The sequence below is a fragment of the Pseudomonas peli genome (assembly GCF_050563605.1).
In the GTDB taxonomy this organism is placed as follows: domain Bacteria; phylum Pseudomonadota; class Gammaproteobacteria; order Pseudomonadales; family Pseudomonadaceae; genus Aquipseudomonas; species Aquipseudomonas peli_A.
The window spans coordinates 121571-144765 of record NZ_JBNXUH010000002.1; the positions used below are offsets into that span (position 1 = coordinate 121571).

Genomic DNA, 23195 nt, shown 5'->3' on the forward strand with positions numbered 1-23195 from the left:
GAGCTGGTTGTTCAATCAACTACCACTTGCCCGTGCTCATGCCCCCGTCGACCGCAAGCACCACGCCGGTAGTGAAGTTGGCTTTGGCCAGGTACAGCACCGCATCGGCAATCTCTTCGACTGTGCCGACACGCCCGGATGGTGCCAGGTTGTTCAGAAAGTCGCGTGAGCTTGGATCATGCATTGGGGTGTCGATGATGCCCGGCGCGACCGCATTCACCTGGATGTTGTACGGAGACAACTCCAGAGCCAGTGCACGGGTCAGCTGATTGATCCCACCTTTGATCAGCACCGGGAGCCCTGCGGGAACGGCAATGTTGGGCTGCAGGGCGACCGCTGCGGAAATGTTCACGATATGCCCCTGCCCGCGATCAATCATGTGGGCGACAGCCACCTGGGTGCTGTAGACCACGCCTTTGAGGTTGGTATCTAGGAGCGCATCCAGATCCTCGGGGGTGTATTCAATAAAGGGCTTGGGCAGGAAGAAGCCAGCATTATTGACGAGCACGTCGACACTGCCGAAACGCTCGATTGCCACTGCGAAGAGGTCACGCGCGGTCGAGGGATCGGCAACGTCACCAGCCACCCCAACAAAATTGTCGGGATTGCCCAGGCTATTGGCCGCTTCTTTCAGGCCGGCAGTGGAGCGCGCGCTGCCGACTAGGTTGTAGTCGTTGTCGAGAAAAGCCTTGGCCAGACCCAAGCCAATACCGCTGGATGCGCCGGTGATAACTACGGTTTTCTTGCTCATGATCTGTTTCCTCAAAGGATGTCCAGGGGCTTGCTGATAACAGACAAACTCTGATGTTGAGCTGCGGGGAGGCTGACTTCAGGACAAAGTGAAAGTCTTAAACTCACTGACTCGGCCAGCCCCTGGCCGGTTTGTGACTAGCCGGGGCTGGTGTAGATGAGCGTCAGCCCTGTTCGTTCTTTCGGTACTCGGTCGTGGTTATTCCGGCATAGCCCCAGTTATCGGTATCGACTTCTTCGATGACGATATGGGTGAGGTCAGGGCGCTTGCCCAGCACGCGTTGCAGGGTGTCGGTGATCTCGGCGATTACCTGGGCTTTTTGCTCCCGGGTAACCCCGTCACGGGTGATGCGAACACTTACAAATGGCATGGTGAACCTCCATGGAGCGGGTGGTTTAGTGGCCAGAGCAGCAGGGCTGCACTGCTCTGTGCCGGTTGTGAGGTCTAGAGTGCTGGCCTCGAGGTTCCTCTGGTGTGTTTCTAAGCATTGAAGAACCGACGACTCTCCAAGCTGACTGAGGTCAGCGCGCATCGGTTGTGTCGTCGATGGGTGAACTATATTTGTGCCTGATTGCTAGATAAATGTAGGCTTTAGCAATTCAGTTGATACATGGTGTAATTAATCGTGAAGCGCCACTTTGATGACCTTCAGCTAGGTAGCATTGAGCTCTTTTGCATGGCGGCAGAAGAGGGCAGTTTTACCGCTGCTGCGCTTGCCGCAGGCGTCACTCCTGCGGCTGTGAGCCGATCAATATCCCGCTTGGAAGAGCGCCTCTCGACGCAGCTGTTCGTCAGAACAACCCGCAGCATTCGGCTGACAGCGAGCGGGCGGGTGTACTTTGAACAATGTCGCCAGGCCCTGACTCAACTGGTGGACGCTGAGCGTGAAGTGATGGGCAAACAGCTCGAGCCCACGGGTGAGCTGCGTATCAGTATTCCCACCACCTATGGTCACCACCGCATCCTTCCGCTATTGCCGCGCTTCAGGGAGCGTCACCCTGGTGTGAAGGTCGATATTCACCTGAGCAACAGAAATATCGATTTCGTGGCGGAAGGCTATGATCTGGCGATCCGCGTGCGCGCGCAGCCCGACTCAACACTTATCGCGCGCCACCTCGAAGATGCCCGGCTGGTGGTGGTTGCCACCCCGCAATACCTGAGCCGGATCGGCACCCCGGCGAGCCTGGAAGACCTCGATCGTTGCGACTGCATCCAGTTCGAGTTACCCAGCAGCGGGCGGCGCATCCCCTGGCTGTTCAGAGAAGATGGCAAGGATCGCGAGACCCTTGCCGCAGGCAGTTACTGTTGCTCTGACGATGTCCTTGGCGGAGTTACCTTGGCTAAAAGTGGTGCAGGCCTGTTCCAGACCTACCGATTTATCGTCGAGCGGGAGCTGGAGGAGGGAAGTCTGGTGGAGGTCCTCACGGCGTTTGGTGGTCGCTCCAGGCCCTTCACCTTGCTATATCCGCACGGACGCCACGTTCCTTTGCGTTTACGGGCTTTTGTCGACTTCCTGATGGAGTGCAAGCTTAAGTGGAGCGCCTAACTACTTAGGTTTTGCTAAGCGGCTCCGCCGTGTCCCTGCGGATAGAGCATCGTGCAAGTCCAGCGAACTTCGTTACGAACATCCCGACTGTTTGACTCAAGAGGAGAGGCGGTATGGATCGATTCACGGGTGGTTGTCTTTGCGGCAATGTTCGAATTGTTGCGTCGGGGAGCCCATACCGGGTCGGCCTTTGTCATTGCCTTGATTGCCGCAAACACCATGGGGCGCTGTTTCACGCTTCCGCGATTTTCCCGCAGGAGGCAGTGACTATCGGTGGCGAAACTCGCGACTATAACGGACGATTTTTCTGTCCCCGCTGCGGCTCGTCTGTTTACTCACGCAGCGCAGATGAAATCGAAGTAAACCTGGGGTCTTTGGATGCGCCTGACCAATTGATGCCCACATACGAACTCTGGACCGTCCGGCGCGAGTCCTGGTTGCCCGTATTCCCACTCACCAGACGATACGAGCGCGATCGTGATGCCACGGGTAGTGGGGAGGAGTAGGAAAGCGAAACGCGCATAAAGACTGAGTTGTTATTTATGCGAAATAGCCCACTACAAATATTAATCATGCGGTGGAGATAACTTAAATAGAGGCAACTAAGCGTGAGGCAATCACTCTAGCTTGCTTGCTCTTACTACAGTGCGCCGCAGTAATAACTAATAGCCCAATATAAAGTCGTGGTAATACTTCGCTCCCAAATTCACCTACCCATATAGCACGAGTATAAGAAACTTACGTAGTAGATATTAAAGCCAGCATTCACAGACGAGCCTTATCGTCAACGCCGTGGGCTTTTGTACCGTTGATCAGATTGGGGGAGCACCTAGCGCAGCAACCAGGTCATCTATATAGGTGGTGTAATTGTGCATCGTCTTTATAGCTCGACGAGAATATCTCTTTCTATTTCAGGCAGATGCGTTCGCAGCAAGAGCTTGAATAGAGAAGGACGTTCTACTCGCAGCCCCACGTCGGAATTTTGCATTTGCATATACCGATGTCTCTGGATTGCAATCAAATAGCCGTTATTCGGCAAGGAAAATCGTAATGAGCAATGACAACTTGGATAAAACCATTAGCGTACTCAACGATCTGATCGAAACCAGCATGGATGGCGAAGCTGGATTTCGCACCTGCGCCGAGGATGTGAAAGACTTGGAGTTGAAAAGTTTGTTTACCAACCGTGCTCAGGAATGCGCTCTTGCGGCGAAAGAGCTGCAAGCCATGGTCCTGGGTTTCGGTGGTACTCCGGAAGATGACACCAGCGTAGCGGGCGATTTGCATCGTCGGTGGGTAGACCTCAAAGCGCTGGTATCGGGTAAAGACGAGGAGGCCATCCTCAATGAATGCGAGCGCGGTGAAGACGTCGCTAAAAAGCGCTATGCAGAAGCACTCGAAAAGGAACTGCCGTTAAGCGCTCGCGAGTTGGTGCAGCGCCAGTACGACGGTGTACTGCGCAACCACGATCAAATTAAGGCCCTGCGTACCCGCGCAAAAATGCGCGGCTGATAAACATCAGGAACTCGGGCGTCGCTATGTTATGGACGACGCTTGAGCTGTTCGTAGTAGTGCAACAAGGGCTGACTGGTTAGCCCGTGCAATACGATGCTCATGGCCACCACACTGACGACCAAATCGCTGGCTGTTTGCGCCACAGTGCCGGGTAAGCCTTGGTTGATTGCATAGCTGAGGTAGTACAGGCTGCCAATGCCGCGGATGCCGAACCAGCCAATGAGCAGTCGATGCGCCGGCGGCATTAGCCGACCTCCGATCAGCAACATGACCATGCTTGGTCGTGCTACGCAGAATAATGCCAACCCAAGTGGCAGCGCGCGCCAGTCCCAGTGCTGATAGAGCAGGGCACCGAGCAGGGTCACCATAAGCACTTCTAGGATACGTTCCAGCAAGCTGCCAAATGACAGGATGTCCATCATCAGGGCGCCTGCGGCTACCTTAGGATGTTCATCCTTGTCTTCTCCAAACTCGATATCGCCGTGCGTCTGACCTTCTTCACGGGTTGTTGTATTGCTTGCGCGCTTTTCTGCGGGCTGCTTATGGCCTTGGCTGGCGGCTACTTCGGCATGGCGTAAACCGAGGCCTGCGGCAAACGTGGCGAGAAATCCCCAACCCCCGATGCTCTCTGCCCCCACGTAGGACAGGGCGATCAAGGCCAGAGCGAGGAAGATGTTGGCCGATACGCTCGTATCGGTTTCACGTGCACGAAGGTAAATAACTAGGCGGCCGACACTATGGCCCAGGGCATATCCGAGTAGCAGGCTGACGGGAACGGCCCATACGACATAGATCAAAAACCAGTCGAAGGCCTCACGCATGGGGCTCGTGGGTGGGTGGATACTGAACTGAAGGACTAATAAGGCCGCGACCACAAAAGGAAAAGCAATGCCGTCATTCAGCCCAGCTTCACCGGAGATGGCATAGCGCACGCGATCCTCATCGCCCGCGTGGCTGACCTGAACCAGGCTGGCCAACACAGGATCGGTAGGCGAGAGAATGGCGGCTACTAACAGCGATAATCCCCAGCTCAGGCCGAATAGATAGTGGGCTATTAGCGTCACACTGAGAATGGTGCCAAGGAGCACCGGGCCTGCCAGCAACCAGGCGGCTTGCCATTCAGGCGCGCGAAACGGCAGGCGCAGTTTGAGCCCGCCGATAAACAACGAAATCAACACGGCGATTTCTGCCAGGTGCTCTAACCAAACGGAAATATCCAACAAATCCTGCTGCCAGATACCCAGGCCAAGCGGGCCAATTGCCAGGCCAAATGCCAGGTACAACGTCGACGTGGTAACGGGTAACAGCCGCAGAAAGGCTGAGGCCAATCCGAGAATCAACAACAGGGTGCCCATTACCAGCATCCACATACTGAAGCTCATTGGCGCTTATCCGAATTCAGGTAGGTGTTTAGGATTATTGGAATATTTCAGGCAGCACTATGGGTTGAGTCATGAAAGCAGAGGATGTTCCCGTTATTTAGCTAACATGCTGGATCGCAAAAGCGGCCTAGGTGAAGGCCTATCAGGCTGGGCAACTGCATCCAGAAAAAGGGCTACCGATTATTTGTTGAACGTTTTCCAACCCACATAGCCAAATATTATGTGGACGAGAGTCATTACCTAGATGCGGGTAGTCACCGGATCAAATACCGCGAGCCGCGCAGCAGTCGTTTAATTAAAGGCGCCGGCAGCCACGGGATAGGCTGATTAAACCCTGATGCAAATATCGCTATTGGTTATGCGTGTGACTTTTTGTGCTCAGTTCTCTCCATTCATCGGCCCTTTTAAAGACATGGAATGCCTAAATGGATCACGAATGCGCTCAACAAAATCTTCTTTTGGCATCCCTCTCAACGGACGTGCAAGAGCGTTTGTTCAGTGGAATGGAACGGGTGGAACTGCCACAGGGAAAGGTTATCTACGAGGCAGGCGATACTGTGCGTCATGTCTATTTCCCAACCGATTCAATTATTGCAATGCTCTGTGTGACCGAGAGTGGCGCATCGGCTGAGATATCCGTAGTAGGCAATGAGGGCGTCGTCGGCCTCGCGCTGTTTATGGGGGGAGGGAGCATGTCCAGCGGGGCGGTCGTGCAAAGCAGTGGGCATGCTTATCGCTTGCAAGGCTACCGCTTCATGGATGAATACAACCGTCACGGCGAACTGCTGCAGCTAATCCTGCGGTATACGCAAACGCTGATCACCCAAATGTCACAAACCGCAGCATGCAACCGCCATCACTGTATTGAACAGCAGCTGTGCCGGTGGTTGTTACTGTCCCTCGACCGACTGCCCGGCAACGAACTTGAAATGACTCAGGAGCTGATTGCCAACATGCTAGGCGTGCGCCGCGAAGGAATCACTGAGGCTGCTGGCAAGTTACAACGCCAGGGCATCATTGAGTATTACCGCGGGCATATCAGCGTTATAGACCGCCTCAGGCTCGAGCAGCTGAGCTGCGAGTGTTACGCGGTGGTCAAGAGGGAAACTGATCGATTGTTGCCCTGTAGACCAGAGCAACTGAGCGCAGTTACGTACCGGAGGGACTGAGGCGAGCAACTCAGCCGATGATAGGGCGCAAGCCCAGGCTGCCGACAGAGGCAGACTTAATCTTCCTCCTGCATATCATATTTAACATAATATACATTATACGAACTGCCATATGAGAGCGGTGAACCCAGACCAGTCAGGATTCACCGCTCTCACCCTAATCCGGGCTTCGTACAATGTGGCTTACGTCTACTGCTTGCCGAGATCCAGCAACACGCGGCCACGGCTTGGGCAGGTTTCCATATAACGATGCGCTTCAACTACATCCTCGAAGCTGAACACCTTGTCGATCAGCGGCTTGAGCAAACCATCTGCCGTCAGCTGATTAATACCTTGCACGGCCTTGGCCACTGCCGCCTGGTCTTGCGGAATATTCAACTCTTCCTTGCCGGTGAAGTTACCGATGCAATGCACGAAGAACTGGATGTTCTTCTGGAACGCTGCGCAGGCTGGGAATGGCGTTTCATTGCCGCCTTGCAGATCAAACAGGATCAGTCGACCGCGCGGCGCAATGGCGTCGCCCAGCAGGCACATCTGCGGGCCGCCGAGTGCATCCATTACCACATTGACGCCGCGGCCATCGGTCAGTTTGCCGACACGGCTGACCAGATCCTGCTCTTCAGTAAGGATGATGTGATCGGCGCCCAGCTGCTTGAGAAAGTCGCTGTCTTCGGCAAAGGCTGTAGCGGCGATTACCGTGGCACCCAAAGCCTTGCCCATCTGCACGATATACGGGCCCCAACAACGGCTTGCGGCGGTTACCAGCACGGTTTCGCCGGGCTGCAAACGCGCCAGCTCGCTAAAGCCAAACCAGCCGACCATCGATGGCAGATAGTGCACGGCGGCCTGTTGCGCAGTCAGGTTGTCCGGGTAACGCGCCAGAGAGCTGCGCGGCAACACCACGTGTTCTGCGTAACTGGGATACCGGTTGGCGCTGTGCCCTGGGAAGCTGGCAACTCGATCGCCTACGGCCAGATCATTGACCCCGTCACCCACCGCCAGCACGACACCAGCCAGTTCGTGACCCAGGCCTGCCGGCAATTGCGTCGGTGTATTGGCCAGGTTCTGTCGCCAGAGCACGTCGTACCAACTGACGCCCACGGCCTCAACACCGACCAGCACTTCGCCCGCTGCCGGCGCAGGAGCTGCACGCTCTTCGATCTTGAGGACATCGGCCTCACCAAACTCATGGAAACGAACTATGCGGGACATCGCAAACCTCTTCGGTTGACCCATTCAGGTCGCGGCAGCTGTCTGGCATTTCTGCGCTATACAGGTGTGGCGACCCCTTATGGCCACGGACTTTATCCGGGCTTTGCCAGCAATTCCACCGCTCGGGGCTGATATTCACCATGCTTGTGGATGATGATGAGCCACAAACACATCATTTACCCGTGCCATATTGCCTGGCGACAGCATTCGGCATTAGCCTGAGTCGCGCGCAAAACCGCAGCCACTCCAGAATGGACACCGGATGAACCGTAACGATCTTCGCCGCGTCGATCTCAACCTGCTGATCGTCTTCGAAACGCTGATGCATGAACGCAGCGTGACCCGTGCGGCGGAAAAACTGTTTCTCGGTCAGCCGGCCATCAGTGCTGCCCTCGCCCGTTTGCGCAGCCTGTTTGACGACCCACTGTTCGTGCGCACCGGCCGCAGCATGGAGCCTACTGCGCGGGCCATGGAGATCTCCGCCCTGCTCTCGCCAGCGCTGGATTCGATCTCCACCGCCGTTAGCCGCGCCGCTGATTTTCATCCAGCCACCAGCAATGCAGTGTTTCGCATCGGCCTGTCGGATGACGTCGAGTTCGGCCTGTTGCCGCCGCTGATCAAGCGCCTGCGCGCCGAAGCGCCAGGTGTGGTGCTGGTGATTCGCCGCACCAACTATTTATTGATGCCGTCGCTTTTGGCCTCTGGCGAAATTTCCGTGGGCGTCGCTTACACCGATGAACTCCCGGCCAATGCCAAGCGCAAGGTGCTGCGGCGTAGCAAACCGAAATTGCTGCGCGCCGATGCAGCGCCGGGGCCACTGAGCCTGGATGATTTTTGCGCGCGGCCCCACGCGCTGGTGTCCTTTGCGGGCGACCTCGGTGGCTTTATCGATGAAGAACTGGAGAAAATCGGCCGCAAGCGTCGGGTGGTCCTCGCCCTGCCCCAGTTCAACGGCCTTGGCACCCTGCTCTCCGGCACCGACATTATCGCCACCGTGCCGGACTACACCGCTGCAGCGCTGACCTCTGCAGGAGGTGTACGCGCCGAAGAATTGCCGCTTCCGGCGCAAACCTTTGAGTTGCACATGGCCTGGCGCGGCGCCCAGGACAACGACCCGGCGGAACGCTGGCTGCGCTCACGCATCCAGATGTTCTGCGGTGATCCCGACAGCCTGTAGCCCTGTAAGCGCCCTCCCCAGGCGCTTTGCTCACATAGCGAGTTATCGATACAACCCTGCTTCCCATCATTCTGAGTGATACACATCTTCGAGTCGTTCGATTCGTCGCCTTAGCCCCGCCGCAGCAGACTCCGCCTCATCACAACACCCTCTGGCGGAAGTACACATGGAACAGTCCAATAAAAACCTCTGGCATTTTCCCCTAGCCCTTGCCGCAGTGCTGGTACTGAGCGCCTGCGGCAAAGCGCCGGAAAGCGCACAACAGATGCCCGCTGCAAAAGTCAGCGTGGCTGAAGTTATCGAGCAACCGATCAATGAATGGGACGAGTTTACCGGTCGCCTGGAAGCGCCAGAGTCGGTGGAAATTCGCCCGCGGGTGTCAGGCTTTGTAGACCGCGTAGCCTTCAATGAAGGCAGCCTGGTGAAGAAAGGCGACCTGCTGTTCCAGATCGATCCACGGCCGTTCCAGGCCGAGGTCAAACGCCTTGAAGCCCAGCTGCAACAGGCCCGCGCCAGCCAGGCCCGCACGCAAAGCGAAGCCAATCGCGGCGAGCGCCTACGCCAGAGCAACGCCATCTCCGCCGAACTGGCCGACGCTCGCGCCAGCGCCGCCGCTGAAGCCAAGGCCGCAGTTGCCGGCATCCAGGCGGAACTGGATAACGCCCGTCTCAACCTCAGCTTTACCCGGGTTACCGCGCCGATTGATGGCCGCGTCAGCCGTGCGGAAATCACCGAAGGTAATCTGGTCAATGCCGGGCAAAGCCTACTGACCACCCTGGTCAGCACCGACAAGGTTTACGCCTATTTCGATGCCGATGAGCGTGTGTTCCTCAAATACGTTGAGCTGGCGCGCCAGGCCGGCGGTCAGACCCGCGATGCCAGCCCGGTGTACCTAGGCCTGTCCAGCGAAGATGGCCACCCGCACTTGGGCGAGCTGGATTTTCTCGACAACCAGGTCAACCCGCAAACCGGCACCATCCGTGGCCGCGCCGTATTCGACAACCGTGATGGGCGCTTCACCCCTGGCCTCTACGCCCGCCTCAAGCTGGTCGGCAGCGGCCAGTACGCCGCTGCGCTGATCAAGGACGAAGCGGTCGGCACGGACCTCGGTAAGAAATACGTGCTGATACTCGATAAGGACAACGCCGTGCAGTACCGCGCCGTTGAGCTGGGGCCGAAGCTGGAAGGCCTGCGCATCGTGCGTAGCGGTCTGGCCAAGGGCGAGAAGATCGTGGTTAACGGTCTGCAGCGCGCCTTCCCCGGCTCCACGGTCGATCCGCAGAGCGTGCCCATGGCCGATGAAAAGACTCAGGCGCTGCTGACCGAGCAACGCCAGGCCATCGAACGCCAGAACAGCCGCCGGGTTGCTGCAAAAAACAGCCCCGCCAGCACTGCGCCACGCGGCTAATAGGTAGAAGACGATGAATTTCTCGCAATTCTTTATTCAGCGGCCGATCTTCGCCGCCGTGCTGTCACTGCTGATCCTGATCAGCGGCGCCATCTCGCTGTTCCAGTTGCCGATCAGCGAATACCCGGAAGTAGTACCGCCCACCGTGGTGGTACGCGCCACCTTCCCTGGCGCCAACCCCAAGGTGATCGGTGAAACCGTCGCCTCGCCGCTGGAACAGGCAATTACCGGTGTGGAAGGCATGCTTTATATGTCGTCCCAGGGTACTGCCGACGGCAAGATGACCCTGACCCTGACCTTCGCTCTCGGTACCGATCTGGACAAGGCTCAGGTGCAGGTGCAGAACCGCGTCACCCGCACCATGCCGACTCTGCCCACTGAAGTGCAGCGCCTCGGTGTGACCGTCGACAAGGCCTCGCCCGACCTAACCATGGTTGTGCACTTGACCTCGCCGGACGATCGCTACGACATGCTGTATCTGTCTAACTACGCCGCGCTCAACATCAAGGATGAGCTGGCGCGTCTGGATGGCATCGGCGATGTGCAGCTGTTCGGCCTCGGCAACTACTCGCTGCGCGTATGGCTCGACCCGAACAAGGTGGCTTCACGCAACCTGACTGCCGCCGACGTGGTCAACGCCATCCGCGAGCAGAACCGTCAGGTCGCTGCCGGTTCGCTCGGGGCGCCGCCGTCGGATGCGGGCAACAGTTTCCAGCTGTCGATCAACACCCAGGGCCGTTTGGTCACTGAGGAAGAGTTCGAAAACATCATTATCCGCGCCGGCGAAAACGGCGAAATCACTCGCCTGAAAGACATTGCCCGCATCGAACTGGGCTCCAGCCAGTACGCCCTGCGTTCCTTGCTGAACAACAAACCCGCAGTCGCCATCCCGGTATTCCAGCGCCCCGGCTCCAACGCCATCGAGATTTCCGATGCGGTGCGCGCACGCATGGCCGAGCTGAAGCAGAGCTTCCCGCAAGGCGTGGACTACGAAATCGTCTATGACCCGACCATCTTCGTGCGTGGCTCCATCGAGGCGGTGGTGCATACCCTGCTCGAAGCCATCATCCTGGTGGTGCTGGTGGTGATTCTGTTCCTGCAAACCTGGCGCGCCTCGATTATTCCGCTGGCCGCTGTACCGGTATCGTTGATCGGCACCTTCGCCGTGATGCACATGTTCGGCTTTTCGCTCAACGCGCTGTCGCTGTTCGGCCTGGTGCTGGCCATCGGCATCGTGGTGGACGACGCCATCGTTGTGGTGGAAAACGTCGAGCGCAATATCGGCCTGGGCAAAACCCCGGTGGAAGCCACCAAGCAGGCGATGAAGGAAGTCACCGGGCCAATCGTCGCCACGGCCCTGGTGCTGTGTGCGGTGTTTATCCCCACCGCCTTTATCTCCGGGCTGAGCGGACAGTTTTATCAACAGTTCGCGCTGACTATCGCCATCTCCACGGTGATCTCGGCGATCAACTCGCTGACCCTGTCCCCTGCCCTGGCCGCCGTGTTGCTGAAAAGCCACGATGCGCCAAAGGATCGCTTCTCCAAGTTGCTCGACAAGCTGTTTGGCGGCTGGTTGTTCAAGCCGTTCAACCGCGCATTTGATCGTGCCAGCCATGGCTATGTAGGCACCGTAAAGCGCGTGCTGCGTGGTAGCGGCATCGCCCTGTTCGTCTATGCCGGGTTGATGGGGCTGACCTACCTGGGTTTTGCCACCACACCGAGTGGCTTCGTCCCGGCGCAGGACAAGCAGTACTTGGTGGCCTTCGCCCAATTGCCGGACGCCGCGACCCTGGATCGCACCGAAGATGTGATGAAACAGATGTCGGAAATCGCCGGGAAACACCCTGGCGTGGCCAACACCATTGCCTTCCCGGGTCTGTCGATCAACGGCTTCACCAACAGCCCGAACAGCGGCATCGTCTTCGTCGCCCTGAAAGATTTCGATCAGCGCAAGGACGAAAGCATGTCCGCCGGGGCCATTGCCGCTGAGCTTAACGGCCAGTTCGCGGGTATTCAGGAAGCCTATCTGGCGATCTTCCCACCACCACCGGTACAAGGCCTGGGCACCATCGGCGGCTTCCGCCTGCAGATACAGGACCGTGGCAACCTCGGCTATGACGAGCTGTACGTACAAACCCAGAACGTCATCGCCAAGGCCCGTCAGCTGCCGGAACTGGACCCAATGTCGGTGTTCACCAGCTACCAGGTCAACGTGCCGCAGATCGATGCTGCCATCGACCGCGAAAAGGCCAAGACCCACGGCGTGGCGATCAGCGACATCTTCGACACCATGCAAATCTACCTGGGCTCGCTGTACGCCAACGACTTCAATCGCTTTGGCCGTACCTATCAGGTCAACGTGCAGGCCGAGCAGCAGTTCCGCCTAGAGCCGGAGCAGATCGGCCAGCTCAAGGTGCGCAATAACCGTGGCGAAATGGTGCCGCTGTCAGCTTTCCTTAAAGTCAGCGCCAGCTCAGGTCCGGATCGGGTGATGCATTACAACGGCTTCCTCACCGCTGAGATCAACGGCGCGGCAGCCCCCGGCTACAGCTCTGGCCAGGCCGAAGCGGCGATCGCCAAACTGCTCAAGGAAGAACTGCCTAACGGCATGAGCTTCGAGTGGACCGACCTGACCTACCAGCAGATTCTGGCCGGTAACAGCGCGATCTTCGTTTTCCCGCTCTGCGTACTGCTGGCCTTCCTGGTGCTGGCTGCCCAGTACGAAAGCTGGAGCCTGCCGCTGGCGGTGATCCTGATCGTGCCGATGACCCTGTTGTCGGCCATTACCGGGGTAATCCTGGCGGGAGGCGACAACAACATCTTTACCCAGATCGGACTGATCGTACTGGTGGGATTGGCCTGTAAGAACGCCATCCTGATCGTCGAGTTCGCCAAGGAGAAACAGGAAGAAGGCATGGACCGCGTCAGCGCGGTGCTGGAAGCCTGCCGCCTGCGTCTGCGGCCGATTCTGATGACCAGCTTCGCCTTCATTATGGGTGTGGTGCCACTGGTGCTGTCCTCCGGTGCCGGCGCGGAAATGCGCCATGCCATGGGTGTTGCAGTGTTCAGCGGCATGCTCGGCGTGACCTTCTTCGGCCTGCTGCTGACCCCGCTGTTCTATGTACTGATCCGCGCCTTTGTGGAGAAGCGCGAAGCGCAGAAAATGGCGCGTTTGCAGGAGGTGCAGGTATGAAGACTCTTACCGCCAAGCCTCTGGCTATTAGCCTGTTAGCACTAGCGCTGACGGCCTGCGCCGTAGGCCCGGACTACCAGGCTCCACAGATGGATGCCGGCACACTGAGCAGCGCGCAAAGCAGCAGCTACGACCGCTCGCGTTTTGAAACCAGCTGGTGGCAGCAGTTCGACGACCCGATCCTCAACCAACTGGTGCAACAGTCCCTGCAGGAGAACCGCCAACTGCGCGTGGCCTTTGCCCGTCTGCGTGCGGCCCAGGCCATCCGTGATGACATCGGCAACGATCAGTTGCCGACCGTCACCAGCCGCGCCAGTGGTGAATTTGGCAAAGCCCAGCAACCCGGCGTAACCGAGCAGCGCGTGCGCGGCGAGCGTTATGACCTGGGTCTGGACATGCTCTGGGAGCTGGATCTGTTTGGCCGCATCCAGCGTCAACTGGAAGCCAGCGATGCCGAGTTGGATGTAGCTGAAGCGGATTATCAGCAGCTGCAGGTCAGCCTGATCGCCGAACTGGTGGATGCCTACGGCAGCCTGCGCGGCGCGCAACTGCGTGAACGGATTGCCCGCGACAACCTGAGCAACCAGCAGGAATCCCGCGCCATTACCGAGCAGCTGCGCGAAGCCGGCGTCGGTAGTCAGCTGGATGTACTGCGTAGCGATGCGCGCCTGGCCGGCACCGAAGCCAGCCTGCCGCAACTGCAGGCCGAACAGCAGCGCGCCATGCACCGCATCGCCACCCTGCTCGGCCAGCGCCCGGATCAATTGAGCGTCGACCTCTCGGCTCAGGACCTGCCCGCCATTGCCAAGGCCCTGCCAGTTGGCGACCCCGGCGAGTTGCTGCGTCGCCGTCCGGATATCCGTGCAGCAGAACGGCAATTGGCCGCCGCCACCGCCAATATCGGTGTGGCCACGGCGGATCTGTTTCCACGGGTGAGCATGTCCGGTTTCCTCGGCTTTACCGCCGGGCGTGGTTCGCAGCTTGGTTCATCGGCGGCGCAAGCCTGGGGCCTTGCTCCAACCATCAGCTGGGCCGCGTTTGACCTGGGCAGCGTGCGTGCACGCCTGCGCGGGGCCGAAGCCGAAGCCGATGGCGCACTGGCCAACTATGAGCAACAAGTGCTGCTGGCCCTGGAGGAGTCGGCCAACGCCTTTAGCGACTACGGCAAACGCCAACAACGCCTGCTGGCCCTGCTACGCCAATCCGAAGCCAGCCGCGCCGCTGCCGAACAAGCCCGCGTGCGCTACCGCGAAGGTGAAGTGGATTTCCTGGTGCTACTCGACGCCGAACGCGAACGCCTAAGCGCCGAAGACGCCCAGGCCCAGGCGGAAGTCGAGCTGTACCGCGGCATCGTCGCCATCTACAAAGCCCTTGGCGGCGGGTGGCAGCCTAACGCCTAGAACCTGTTTGCAAACTCTCCCCCGGTTGGCTTGACCAACCCCTTCCCGACCCCACGGCATCCGCTCCTTGCCGTGGGGCTTTTTTATGAGTGAAACGGCCGCACCTCAACCGGTGCCCGGCAGGCGATGGCGGCCTTGCGCCCCCAGGCCAACGCCTCATCCAGATCAGCCGTTTCCAGCACCCAGAAACCACCCACGTGCTCATTGGTCTGCAGGTATGGCCCGTCGCTAATAAGCACCTCGCCATTGGGCTGCGCTCGTAGCGATTTTGCGCAGCGCGCTGGGTGCAGGCCACCGACGAAAACCCGGACGCCAGCCGCCACCATTTCGTCATTAAGCACGTCGATATCGCGGGTCATCGCCTCATCCTCGGCAACGGCTGGGTCGTAGTTGTCGGGGTGATGTATAGCAACCAGATACTGCGCCATAACGTCTCCTGCAGCGGATTCACGCGGGCGGCTGCCCTACTTCCCTGATTCAAGTCGCCCAATGGAGGAAATCCAATACGACCTCGGTAGGTGACTTATTTACACGTCTGGTTAGCTGCGTTCATGGGTTACGTATGAGCGTAATCCCGTGAGTGGAATTGCGAACAGCAGAGCAAACCCTGCATTCAGGACAGCGTTTTGCCAGAAGCCAGACAGCAACGAATAGGCTGTGTCTGGGATAAACCAGGCGACCAGTGACACAACGAACATCCACCATGCGTCTTTGCAGCCTCTGCGCACTGGGCCAAGCGCGAGAAACATCAGCACAGCGCCCCAGCCGAACATCACAGAGCCCAAAACCGCATGGACAAGGCTGATATAAGCCACAGCCTCAGGGCCAAATGTATTGAGGTGTGCGCTAGAGGCGTAAACCAGCAGACTGAAACCTTGCAACGTAAAGCCAGGCATAACCACAAGAATAAGCCCGAACGACATAAGGCCTGCGGTGGCGGCTATCAGTAAACGCCAGCAAAAAGTCTGATTACTGTTCAATGCATGCTCCATGCGTCAAATTCTGCGATGAAAATTGGGGAGTTCCATACAACCCCCTAAACGCCCTGCCCAATTTAGAAATCTGCGGTGTCGGGCACACGGAAGGCCTTACTGTAGTAGCCCGACTGGTCGAAGCAGCAAACATGCTTCTTGCCGGATGAAAGCATATCGCAGGCATCACCAATTCGTTTGGCGCGCGTCTTAAGTTGCTTGGCTGAAGTAATCCAGTGTATCCAGTCCAATCGTGCGATGGTCGTCGTATCGTTCCAAACCTTATGAGCCTCAGGCGTGGCTGCCAGTGCCTCCTGAAAATCAGCTGGAATGTCAGGTTCGGGCTCCTGCTTCACAGGAGTTAGCTCTAGCGTGACGATATCCCCAACGGCCACGCCCGCAGCTTCGTGCAACTCTCTACTTACCTGTAACCAATGGCTCAGCTGACCATCAGGCTCAAGAGTCGCCTGGAAATGATGCCCATTAATTGTGCCTTCAACTGTCGTTCTTCCTCGCCTTGGAAGCTTTTCACTCACATCTCTTGGCAGCACTACGAACGCCCACGAAGTATCACTACCAAGCTGCACCGGGCGATGAAGCTTTGCCTCAAACCGGGATTTCACATCGGCTTTACTCATTGCCACTCCGCCCAATATTTGCGCTTGGTTAAACTGGCTGTTGACTGAATTAATCAGAGTCCTGATTCAACCATTGACTTTATTTTTGCGGCCTTCTCGAAATGATCAAGCTTGTGGATTTCTATCCACCATCTTGCGGCTTCCATAAGAAGCTCTGGGTCATCATTTTTATTTGCGAAGAACGCGTAAAAAGAAACGCCAACAGCCTCGCCCTTGGCATGTATCTTCTTTGTACAAACACTGATTATTTTATCTCTTAGGTCTTGCCGCATTAACTTTAGTTGCCTTTTGCTTAATGTTTGGTTAAAGGCTGACTTTGCCCGCTGATTAGCGAAGCTAGCGACTTTAAACGCTTGTAAGTGTTCTAACTGAACAGGCCAGCAATTGCACTTGCTATGCCTTCGACAACTGCTACAACTCCGTCAATCATGGCTTCGAAGGTTCCGATTACTATCTCTAGAATTCCTTCGTCGCTTTGGACAAGAGGCGCAGCTGCTCCGGAAAAGGAAATAACTATAGCTGCCATAGCAACAGAGTTTAAGCCCATAACAATAATGTAAATTGCAGAGCCCATAAGCAAGGCAGCACAAAGTGAATTAAAGGCCCTCAATAATTTTGACCTTTCTACTTTCTTTTTCATTTGCGGCACCGTTGTAGCTGGATGACAAGTTTCTAACTACGAATAACGTTTATTAAGAGCGGAGATTGGCCCGTGCCAGTGAGCGAGGCGAACGATTTGAACCAGTTGCTAGGCTTTGTTCGTTGGTACATAAGCCTCCTCAAACTGTGGTAAGCCGTCACTTATGGGCCACCAATTAGCCTTTGATCCTGTGTAGAAATGTGCCACTGGTTTGACTGGAAGCTCTTCATTAAGGAGGCCAGCCCTGATGCGTAATACACCCGGCAAACTGTCCTTTTTGCTGTAAATGGGTGAGCCGCACTTGCTGCAAAATACTCGTTGCTTGCCAGGAGATGACTCAAAAGTCGTAAGTAATTCTGCGCCACTGATCAGCTGAAAAGCAGCTGAGGAAACCGGCGTGTTTGTGGCGAATGGCGTCCCCTGAGCTTTGCGGCACTGTGAGCAATGACATATTTGAATTGGTTCAAGCGCGGATTCAATACGGAATTTGATTCCGTCACATAAACAATTACCTGTATACAAAGGAGCCTCCTGCTCTAAGAGCCTAACTATAACTAGACGACATTCCCGTCGCATACCACTCCATAGGATGTCGTATAAAGTCCCGGCCTAGCACCACCAGTTTGAGCAATCCAAAAAAATGCCAAATGCAAAACCGACACCACGTAACACCAGCCAAAACCTACGTCTTTGCCGCAATACTGTCTAGCAGACCCAGTAGCATTAGCCCCAACCGTGACTGCGCCAAAGCTCGGTCTTGACACACTAAAACAGCCCCCCTCCCCTAAAAATCCTCACCAAACCGACAACGCACAGGCGTCGAGCAAACACGGCTCAATAAAGCGCCGTTGCGCTTGTTTTGTGCTAGATATTTAGCGGATAGTTTCCAGGGCTTGAGGCCAAAAACAATAATCGCAAGGGAAGATACGAACACATGACTACAGAGCAGAACACAGCCCAGCCCAAGTCCGCCCATTGGCGATTCAAGTTGGGCATCGCGATTATCTGTTTGATTCCGGCTTTGTGGCTTCTGGTGCCGCTGGCGGCGGCAGCGGATTTGCCGGGCTCCAAGGTCGCCGCACTCACGGGTGGGCTGTTTATTCTCAACAAAATCCTCCTGCTGCTGGTCATCGCCGTCATGGGCAAGGCCGGCTTCCAGGAGTTGAAGCAGCATATCTATGGCTACATGTCTTCGATGGTGCCCAGCACCGAGGATGAGATTAGCCCGATGCGCCATCGCATTGGCTTGGTGATGTTCTGCCTGCCGCTGATTTCGTCCTTTCTCGAACCCTATATCGATGCTGTTGCCCCAGGCCTGCGGCCTAATAACTGGGCGCTGCAGATGCTCGGCGATGCCATGTTGATCGGTAGCTTCTTTGTGCTGGGCGGCAATTTCTGGGAGAAGCTGCGCGCGCTGTTTATTCGTACCGCGCGGGTCACCAGCCAGGACCCTGTCTGAGCCTGACCGACCTGAAAGCCCGCGCCTGGCGCGCGGGCCTCACACTGCCTAGCCACCCTTTGCGGTTGCTACATCAGCCTTACGGAAATCTATATGTCTGAAGCATTAGAGCAGCCCGACAGCACTCCCCCGCCTCCTGCCGAAACGCCGGCCACCGCCCCCGCTGAAAGCCCCGCCCCGCCGTCTAATCCGCTACGGCGTGTTGCGTTGATCGTGGTGTTGGTGGCCGCCGTGCTATTTGCGTTGTCCATCCTGATGGAGCGCATCACCCCTTCCACCTCGCAGGCTGTGGTGCAGGGTTATGTGGTGCAAATGGCCTCTGAGGTGGGCGGCCGCGTGGTGGAAATCGCGGTGCTCGATAACGCGCGAGTAGAAGCTGGGCAGCTGCTTTTTCGCATCGATCCGCAGCCCTACAAAATTGCCGTTGCCGAAGCCGAGGCACGCCTTGAGCAAACAGGCCAGTCCTTGGGGGCCAACACCGCATCGGTGGATGCGGCGCAGGCTCAGCTCGTGTCTGCCCGCGCCCAGCGCGACAATGTGCGTGAGCAAGCGCGCCGGGTAATGCAGCTGGTTGAACGCGGCGTGTATGCGCGGGCACGGCTGGATGAAGCCACCGCATCGCTGAATTCCGCCGAGGCTGCCGTGGTCAAAGCAGCGGCCGATTTGCAGCGCGCACGTCAGGAACTGGGGCCAACCGGTACGGATAACCCACAGTTCAAGCAGGCACTCGCGCAACTGGAGAAGGCCCGGCTTGATCTGGTGCGCACGGAGATTAAGGCGCCTGCCGACGGTGTGATTACCAATCTGCAGCTTGCCGTTGGCCAGGTGGTCAGTACCGGTCAGCCCGCGTTAACCTTTATCGACACCGGCACCGTATGGGTTTCTGCTGCCTTTAAAGAAAACAGCCTGGAGCATGTACAGGCCGATGACACCGCTGAGCTGGTGTTCGACGTGTTGCCCGGGCGCATTTTCAATGCCCGGGTCGAGAGCGTCGGTTGGGGCGTGGCAACGGAAGGCACCAGCTCTTCTGCCCTGCCCTCGGTGCGCAACGAGAGCGGCTGGGTACGTGACCCGCAACGCTTTCCCGTACGCTTGGTGGTGATGGAGCCTTACCCGAAAGGCCTGCGCTACGGCTCACAGGTCACGGTGGTGATTTACACCGGGGATAACCCGCTAGCGAATATTTTCGGCGTAATCACCGCGCGGCTTGTGGCCCTGCTAACCTATGTCAACTGAGGCCACGGCTGGCATCTCACCGTCAATCGATCTGGCGCGCGCCAAGCGCCAGGGCTTGCGTGTGGCCCTGGCGGTGACGGTGGGTTTCAGCGTGGGGCTGGTGAACGGCAGCGTGCTGCCGTTTCTCGCACCGTTGTTTGCCACCCAGTTTCTGCTGGCAAGCTACAGCCCACCCGGCTTGCGCCAGGGGCTAGGCACCGTGTTGCTGATCTTTATTGTCGGCGCACTGCTGATCTTCCTCACGGGCCTGCTCGGTGACCGGCCATTGGTACTGCTTCCGCTGCTGTGGCTGTGCTACTTCACCTGCTTTTTCGCTCAGGGGCGTCAGGTGGGCGGCGCGGGGCCGGCGTTGATGCTGGTGATCGCCATCGTGGTGCCGCTGCTCGACATACTGCAGCGGGATCTCGGTGAGTCGATTGTGGCGATTCTGGCCAAAGCGGTCAGTGTCGGTCTGCTGCTGACCTGGGGCGCTCACGCGGTATTCCCAGACACAGGTACGGCAGATGCCAACGTCGTCCCGCCGTCACGCCTTGACCCTGGCAGGGTGACGCGCCAGGCAATGGTCAGCGGCGCAATCCTGCTGGGGATGGTTGCGCTGTGTTTGATTGATCCGCGCCTGGCCACGGCGATGGTCATACCGATCACCGTCGCCTCATTGCTTAGCCAGTTTGAGTTGACGATGAGCAGGCGCACTGCCGTCGGGCTGATCGCGCTCAACCTGCTGGGCGGGGTTGCTGCATCCCTGGCATTTACCTTGACCGAGATGAAACCCACCCTCTGGCTGATCACCCTCTCCGTGCTGCTGGTAAGCCTGTTGTTTGCCGGCAAGGCGGTAATGGGCACGACGACGGGCAAGGTATTTGGCGGCGGGCTTACGACCTTTCTGATTCTCTTTGGCCTTGGCGTTTCGCCATTGCCAGGCGAGACGCCGGAGCTGTTTTCCACGCGAATTGCCTATGTGCTGTTCGCGATTCTGTATGCCTTGTGCATGGCCAGCCTGTTCTGGCCCAAGCCGCGCAACGCCAGCCACTAATTGCTAATTCAGGTGCCGTTTTATGCGCAATCTCTGGAGCAAGTACCTGGCGATGTTGGATGCAGACTTAAGCGCCAAGATCTTCGACAACATCAAAAATCTGTTGGTCTGTGCGCTGCTGTTTGCCGCCGGCACCGATGCACTGCGAGGCGACCATCAGCTCTTTATGGGGCTTTGGGGCTCAAGGCTGGCTGGTTGGGGGCTGATCATCGTCTCGGCGATTCTGCTGTTGCTGAATATCAGCGATGGGTTGAACCGGCTGGCCAAGATGCGTCATCACGTGGTGCTGCAGATCATCCTGTTTCTGCTCTATCTGATCCTGGCTGTGCGCGTGGTGGAAATAGTCTGGAGTTTTAGGAGCGTGTAGAGCCCCACTCCACCTCACCGGCAACGGCCGCTCGGGTAACGACCAGCAAGCTCACGCAGAACCCATTGCCCGTATTGGCAAACTCAAGTTCGCAGCCACAGCGCTCGGCAATGGCCTTGACGATGGACAGCCCAAGGCCGCTACCTTCTCCAGTGGAATTGCGCCAGAAGCGTTCAGTCAGTTGAGCGAGCTTGTCCGCAGCCACTCCAGGCCCTGAGTCGCGCACGCTGAAACAGACCCTATCCCCACGCATTTTCACGCTCAGGCTGACGGCAGTTTCGGCCGGGGTATGCCGTTGGGCGTTGTCCAGCAGGTTGCGCAAGGCAGCAGTCGCCAGGGTTGGCGGCATATCCAGCAAGCGCTGGGCGCTGGCGTCGAGCAGCTGCAGTTCGATGGCGGGCTGGTCCTGTTGCTGGGCGTCGCCAATAGCCATCTGCGCCACTTGCTCGGCGCTGTATTGCAGATTCTCGTCAAACGGCAGCCGACCCTCGACCCGCGCCAGGAGCAGCAACTGCTCCAGGGTCTGATGCAGGCGGTCGGCACCTGCTTCGGCGTTGGCCAGTGCCTGGCGGGCGGTTTCGCCCTCGGTCATGCCGGCCACCTGCAGGTGGGTCTTAATCGCGGTCAGCGGGCTGCGCAGCTCATGGGCGGCATCGTCGGTCAGCCGGCGCTCACGCTCGATGGCCTGGGCTATACGTTGAAACAGCTGGTTCTGGGTTGCCACCAGCGGTTGCAGCTCCTGGGGCAGACCCTCGATATGCAGTGGTTCGATGCAGTCGGCGCTGCGCTTAGCCAGCGCCTGGCGGATGCGCCGTAAAGGCGACAGCTCTCGGCTTAGGCCAAACCAGAGCACCAGCAGGCTGCCCAGTAAAGCGAGCAGAACTGGAGCCGCGGCGGCCAGCAGAATCGAGCGTTTGAGCGTGTCGCGCTCATCCAGTCGGTCGGCAGTGGTTACACGCATATCACCTTCGATCAGGGTGAACGTGCGCCAGGCAATTCCATCAATGCTGCGTTCATAAAAACCTGTGTCCGCCCTGCCAAGTGCACTGTCCGGCGCGGCGCGACTGCTGGCAAGGATCTCGCCACGCACCGAGCTGATCTGGCAGGCGATGCCTTCGGGAATGCCCAGCTGTTCGGTGCTGAGCGGAGTGCCTGATTCACTCTGTAACGGGGGCGGCAGCTGCGCCAGCAGTCCGGCAACCATACGTGCGGATGACGCCAGGCGTTGATCGAGCGAGAGCGTCAGCTGATTGCGCAGATCAAACAGCATCCACACAGCGGCCAGCGACCAGAGCAGCACAAAGGCGGAACCAAGGATAAGGGTCAGGCGTAAACGCAGGCTCATGGGTTGTTACTCTCCTCAGAGGTGGCTGCGTGCCCGGCCGGCCCCAGGCGGTAGCCCAGGCCACGGACGGTCTCAACGATACCGTTGCCCAGCTTGCGCCGCAGGTGGTGGATATGCACGTTGAGGGCGTTGCTCTCGACCTCGCCGTCGAGGCCGTAGACCGCATCCTTGAGCTGTTCGCCGCTGAGCACCCGACCTGGGCTCTGCAACAGCGCCTGCAGCAGCACCTGCTCACGGCGCGACAGGTCGACCGGTTGCTCGTGCAAAAACGCTTGGCAAGCCACTGGGTCATAACGCAGCGGACCATGCTCGACCTGCGGACTGGCGCGGCCGGCTGCACGGCGCAATAACGCATGCAGGCGCGCAGCGAGCTCGCGCAGGTCGAAGGGTTTGACCAGGTAATCGTCGGCGCCGTCCTGCAGCCCAGAAACGCGGTCTGCAACCGAGTCACGGGCCGTCAGCAGCAACACGGGCAACGTCACACCGCGCTGGCGCAGTCGGCGCAACAGGCTTAAACCGTCTTCGTCGGGCAGGCCCAGGTCCAGCACCAGGGCATCAAACTGCACCGTGCGCAGCAGCGCCTCAGCCTCGGCCGCAGTCGCGGCGTGCATCACGCGAAAGCCCTGGGCGGTGAGTCCGGCCACGACGCCGCTGGCAATCAGGGCGTTGTCTTCAGTCAGCAATATGTACATGGAACCGGTCCGTGGAGGAGATTGAATTATCCGTTGTCAGGATTAAGCCGCCGTTATCGCG

General features: G+C 58.1%; 24 protein-coding genes. 12 read left to right on the top strand and 12 right to left on the bottom strand.

Annotated elements, in window-relative coordinates; all coding sequences use genetic code 11:
• Positions 1–19: 19 nt before the first annotated feature.
• Positions 20–754 (bottom strand): SDR family NAD(P)-dependent oxidoreductase, encoded by a 735-nt coding sequence (locus ACQ4LH_RS02915; RefSeq protein WP_430696136.1) that lies wholly within the window; start codon positions 752–754, stop codon positions 20–22.
• A gap of 160 nt (positions 755–914) precedes the next feature.
• On the bottom strand, positions 915–1121 hold the full coding sequence (locus tag ACQ4LH_RS02920) for a tautomerase family protein (RefSeq protein WP_430695837.1): 207 nt from the start codon (positions 1119–1121) through the stop codon (positions 915–917).
• Between the two features lie 255 nt (positions 1122–1376).
• Between ACQ4LH_RS02920 and ACQ4LH_RS02925 the strand changes: the two genes are divergently transcribed.
• From ACQ4LH_RS02925 to ACQ4LH_RS02935, 3 genes are all read left to right on the top strand, one after another.
• Positions 1377–2297, top strand: coding sequence for a LysR substrate-binding domain-containing protein (locus tag ACQ4LH_RS02925; RefSeq protein ID WP_430695838.1), 921 nt, complete (start codon positions 1377–1379; stop codon positions 2295–2297).
• 113 nt (positions 2298–2410) lie between these two features.
• The gene (locus tag ACQ4LH_RS02930; protein WP_430695839.1) at positions 2411–2803 is read left to right on the top strand and encodes a GFA family protein; all 393 of its coding nucleotides are present in this window, start codon (positions 2411–2413) and stop codon (positions 2801–2803) included.
• A gap of 544 nt (positions 2804–3347) precedes the next feature.
• Positions 3348–3809, top strand: a complete 462-nt coding sequence (locus tag ACQ4LH_RS02935) for a PA2169 family four-helix-bundle protein (RefSeq protein WP_430695840.1) — start codon at positions 3348–3350, stop codon at positions 3807–3809.
• Between the two features lie 29 nt (positions 3810–3838).
• Here ACQ4LH_RS02935 and ACQ4LH_RS02940 read toward each other — a convergent pair whose 3' ends face one another.
• Positions 3839–5194: a cation:proton antiporter gene (locus tag ACQ4LH_RS02940; RefSeq protein ID WP_430695841.1), complete on the bottom strand. Its 1356-nt coding sequence runs from the start codon at positions 5192–5194 to the stop codon at positions 3839–3841.
• 425 nt (positions 5195–5619) lie between these two features.
• Here ACQ4LH_RS02940 and ACQ4LH_RS02945 point away from each other — a divergent pair, with 425 nt between their 5' ends.
• Positions 5620–6363: a Crp/Fnr family transcriptional regulator gene (locus ACQ4LH_RS02945; RefSeq protein WP_430695842.1), complete on the top strand. Its 744-nt coding sequence runs from the start codon at positions 5620–5622 to the stop codon at positions 6361–6363.
• A 189-nt stretch (positions 6364–6552) separates the two neighbouring features.
• On the opposite strand, the gene ACQ4LH_RS02950 is transcribed toward ACQ4LH_RS02945, so the two are convergent.
• Positions 6553–7575, bottom strand: a complete 1023-nt coding sequence (locus ACQ4LH_RS02950; protein ID WP_430695843.1) for a zinc-dependent alcohol dehydrogenase family protein — start codon at positions 7573–7575, stop codon at positions 6553–6555.
• Positions 7576–7837: 262 nt separating this feature from the next.
• Between ACQ4LH_RS02950 and ACQ4LH_RS02955 the strand changes: the two genes are divergently transcribed.
• The 4 genes from ACQ4LH_RS02955 (at position 7838) to ACQ4LH_RS02970 (ending at position 14753) form a co-directional block, all read left to right on the top strand.
• A complete protein-coding gene (locus tag ACQ4LH_RS02955; RefSeq protein ID WP_430695844.1) occupies positions 7838–8752 on the top strand; it encodes a LysR family transcriptional regulator in 915 nt (304 codons plus the stop codon).
• A 166-nt stretch (positions 8753–8918) separates the two neighbouring features.
• Positions 8919–10160: a multidrug efflux RND transporter periplasmic adaptor subunit MexE gene (gene mexE, locus ACQ4LH_RS02960; RefSeq protein WP_430695845.1), complete on the top strand. Its 1242-nt coding sequence runs from the start codon at positions 8919–8921 to the stop codon at positions 10158–10160.
• A gap of 13 nt (positions 10161–10173) precedes the next feature.
• Positions 10174–13353, top strand: a complete 3180-nt coding sequence (locus ACQ4LH_RS02965) for an efflux RND transporter permease subunit (protein WP_430695846.1) — start codon at positions 10174–10176, stop codon at positions 13351–13353.
• The gene (locus tag ACQ4LH_RS02970) at positions 13350–14753 is read left to right on the top strand and encodes an efflux transporter outer membrane subunit (RefSeq protein WP_430695847.1); all 1404 of its coding nucleotides are present in this window, start codon (positions 13350–13352) and stop codon (positions 14751–14753) included. The genes ACQ4LH_RS02965 and ACQ4LH_RS02970 overlap by 4 nt, the downstream gene beginning before the upstream one ends.
• 83 nt (positions 14754–14836) lie before the next feature.
• Here the strand turns inward: ACQ4LH_RS02970 and ACQ4LH_RS02975 are convergent, their stop codons facing one another.
• From ACQ4LH_RS02975 to ACQ4LH_RS03000, 6 genes are all read right to left on the bottom strand, one after another.
• A complete protein-coding gene (locus tag ACQ4LH_RS02975) occupies positions 14837–15181 on the bottom strand; it encodes a YciI family protein (protein ID WP_430695848.1) in 345 nt (114 codons plus the stop codon).
• 111 nt (positions 15182–15292) lie between these two features.
• Positions 15293–15733, bottom strand: coding sequence for a hypothetical protein (locus ACQ4LH_RS02980; protein WP_430695849.1), 441 nt, complete (start codon positions 15731–15733; stop codon positions 15293–15295).
• 74 nt (positions 15734–15807) lie between these two features.
• Entirely contained in the window at positions 15808–16362 is a 555-nt protein-coding gene (locus ACQ4LH_RS02985; RefSeq protein ID WP_430695850.1) for a YdeI/OmpD-associated family protein, read from the bottom strand.
• A 53-nt stretch (positions 16363–16415) separates the two neighbouring features.
• On the bottom strand, positions 16416–16634 hold the full coding sequence (locus ACQ4LH_RS02990) for a DUF6500 family protein (protein ID WP_430695851.1): 219 nt from the start codon (positions 16632–16634) through the stop codon (positions 16416–16418).
• Positions 16635–16726: 92 nt separating this feature from the next.
• On the bottom strand, positions 16727–17002 hold the full coding sequence (locus ACQ4LH_RS02995; RefSeq protein WP_430695852.1) for a hypothetical protein: 276 nt from the start codon (positions 17000–17002) through the stop codon (positions 16727–16729).
• A gap of 108 nt (positions 17003–17110) precedes the next feature.
• Positions 17111–17578: a GFA family protein gene (locus tag ACQ4LH_RS03000; RefSeq protein WP_430695853.1), complete on the bottom strand. Its 468-nt coding sequence runs from the start codon at positions 17576–17578 to the stop codon at positions 17111–17113.
• Between the two features lie 358 nt (positions 17579–17936).
• Here ACQ4LH_RS03000 and ACQ4LH_RS03005 point away from each other — a divergent pair, with 358 nt between their 5' ends.
• The 4 genes from ACQ4LH_RS03005 (at position 17937) to ACQ4LH_RS03020 (ending at position 21097) form a co-directional block, all read left to right on the top strand.
• Positions 17937–18461, top strand: a complete 525-nt coding sequence (locus ACQ4LH_RS03005) for a transporter suffix domain-containing protein (RefSeq protein ID WP_430695854.1) — start codon at positions 17937–17939, stop codon at positions 18459–18461.
• Between the two features lie 93 nt (positions 18462–18554).
• The gene (locus ACQ4LH_RS03010) at positions 18555–19697 is read left to right on the top strand and encodes an HlyD family secretion protein (RefSeq protein WP_430695855.1); all 1143 of its coding nucleotides are present in this window, start codon (positions 18555–18557) and stop codon (positions 19695–19697) included.
• Entirely contained in the window at positions 19687–20730 is a 1044-nt protein-coding gene (locus tag ACQ4LH_RS03015; RefSeq protein ID WP_430695856.1) for a DUF2955 domain-containing protein, read from the top strand. Before ACQ4LH_RS03010 ends, ACQ4LH_RS03015 begins: the two co-directional genes overlap by 11 nt.
• 22 nt (positions 20731–20752) lie before the next feature.
• Positions 20753–21097: a hypothetical protein gene (locus ACQ4LH_RS03020; RefSeq protein WP_430695857.1), complete on the top strand. Its 345-nt coding sequence runs from the start codon at positions 20753–20755 to the stop codon at positions 21095–21097.
• Here ACQ4LH_RS03020 and ACQ4LH_RS03025 read toward each other — a convergent pair.
• Together ACQ4LH_RS03025 and ACQ4LH_RS03030 are read right to left on the bottom strand one after the other, a co-directional pair.
• Positions 21084–22442: an ATP-binding protein gene (locus ACQ4LH_RS03025; protein ID WP_430695858.1), complete on the bottom strand. Its 1359-nt coding sequence runs from the start codon at positions 22440–22442 to the stop codon at positions 21084–21086. The two genes, ACQ4LH_RS03020 and ACQ4LH_RS03025, sit on opposite strands and share 14 nt — an antisense overlap.
• Entirely contained in the window at positions 22439–23134 is a 696-nt protein-coding gene (locus ACQ4LH_RS03030) for a response regulator (RefSeq protein ID WP_430695859.1), read from the bottom strand. Before ACQ4LH_RS03030 ends, ACQ4LH_RS03025 begins: the two co-directional genes overlap by 4 nt.
• Positions 23135–23195: the final 61 nt, after the last annotated feature.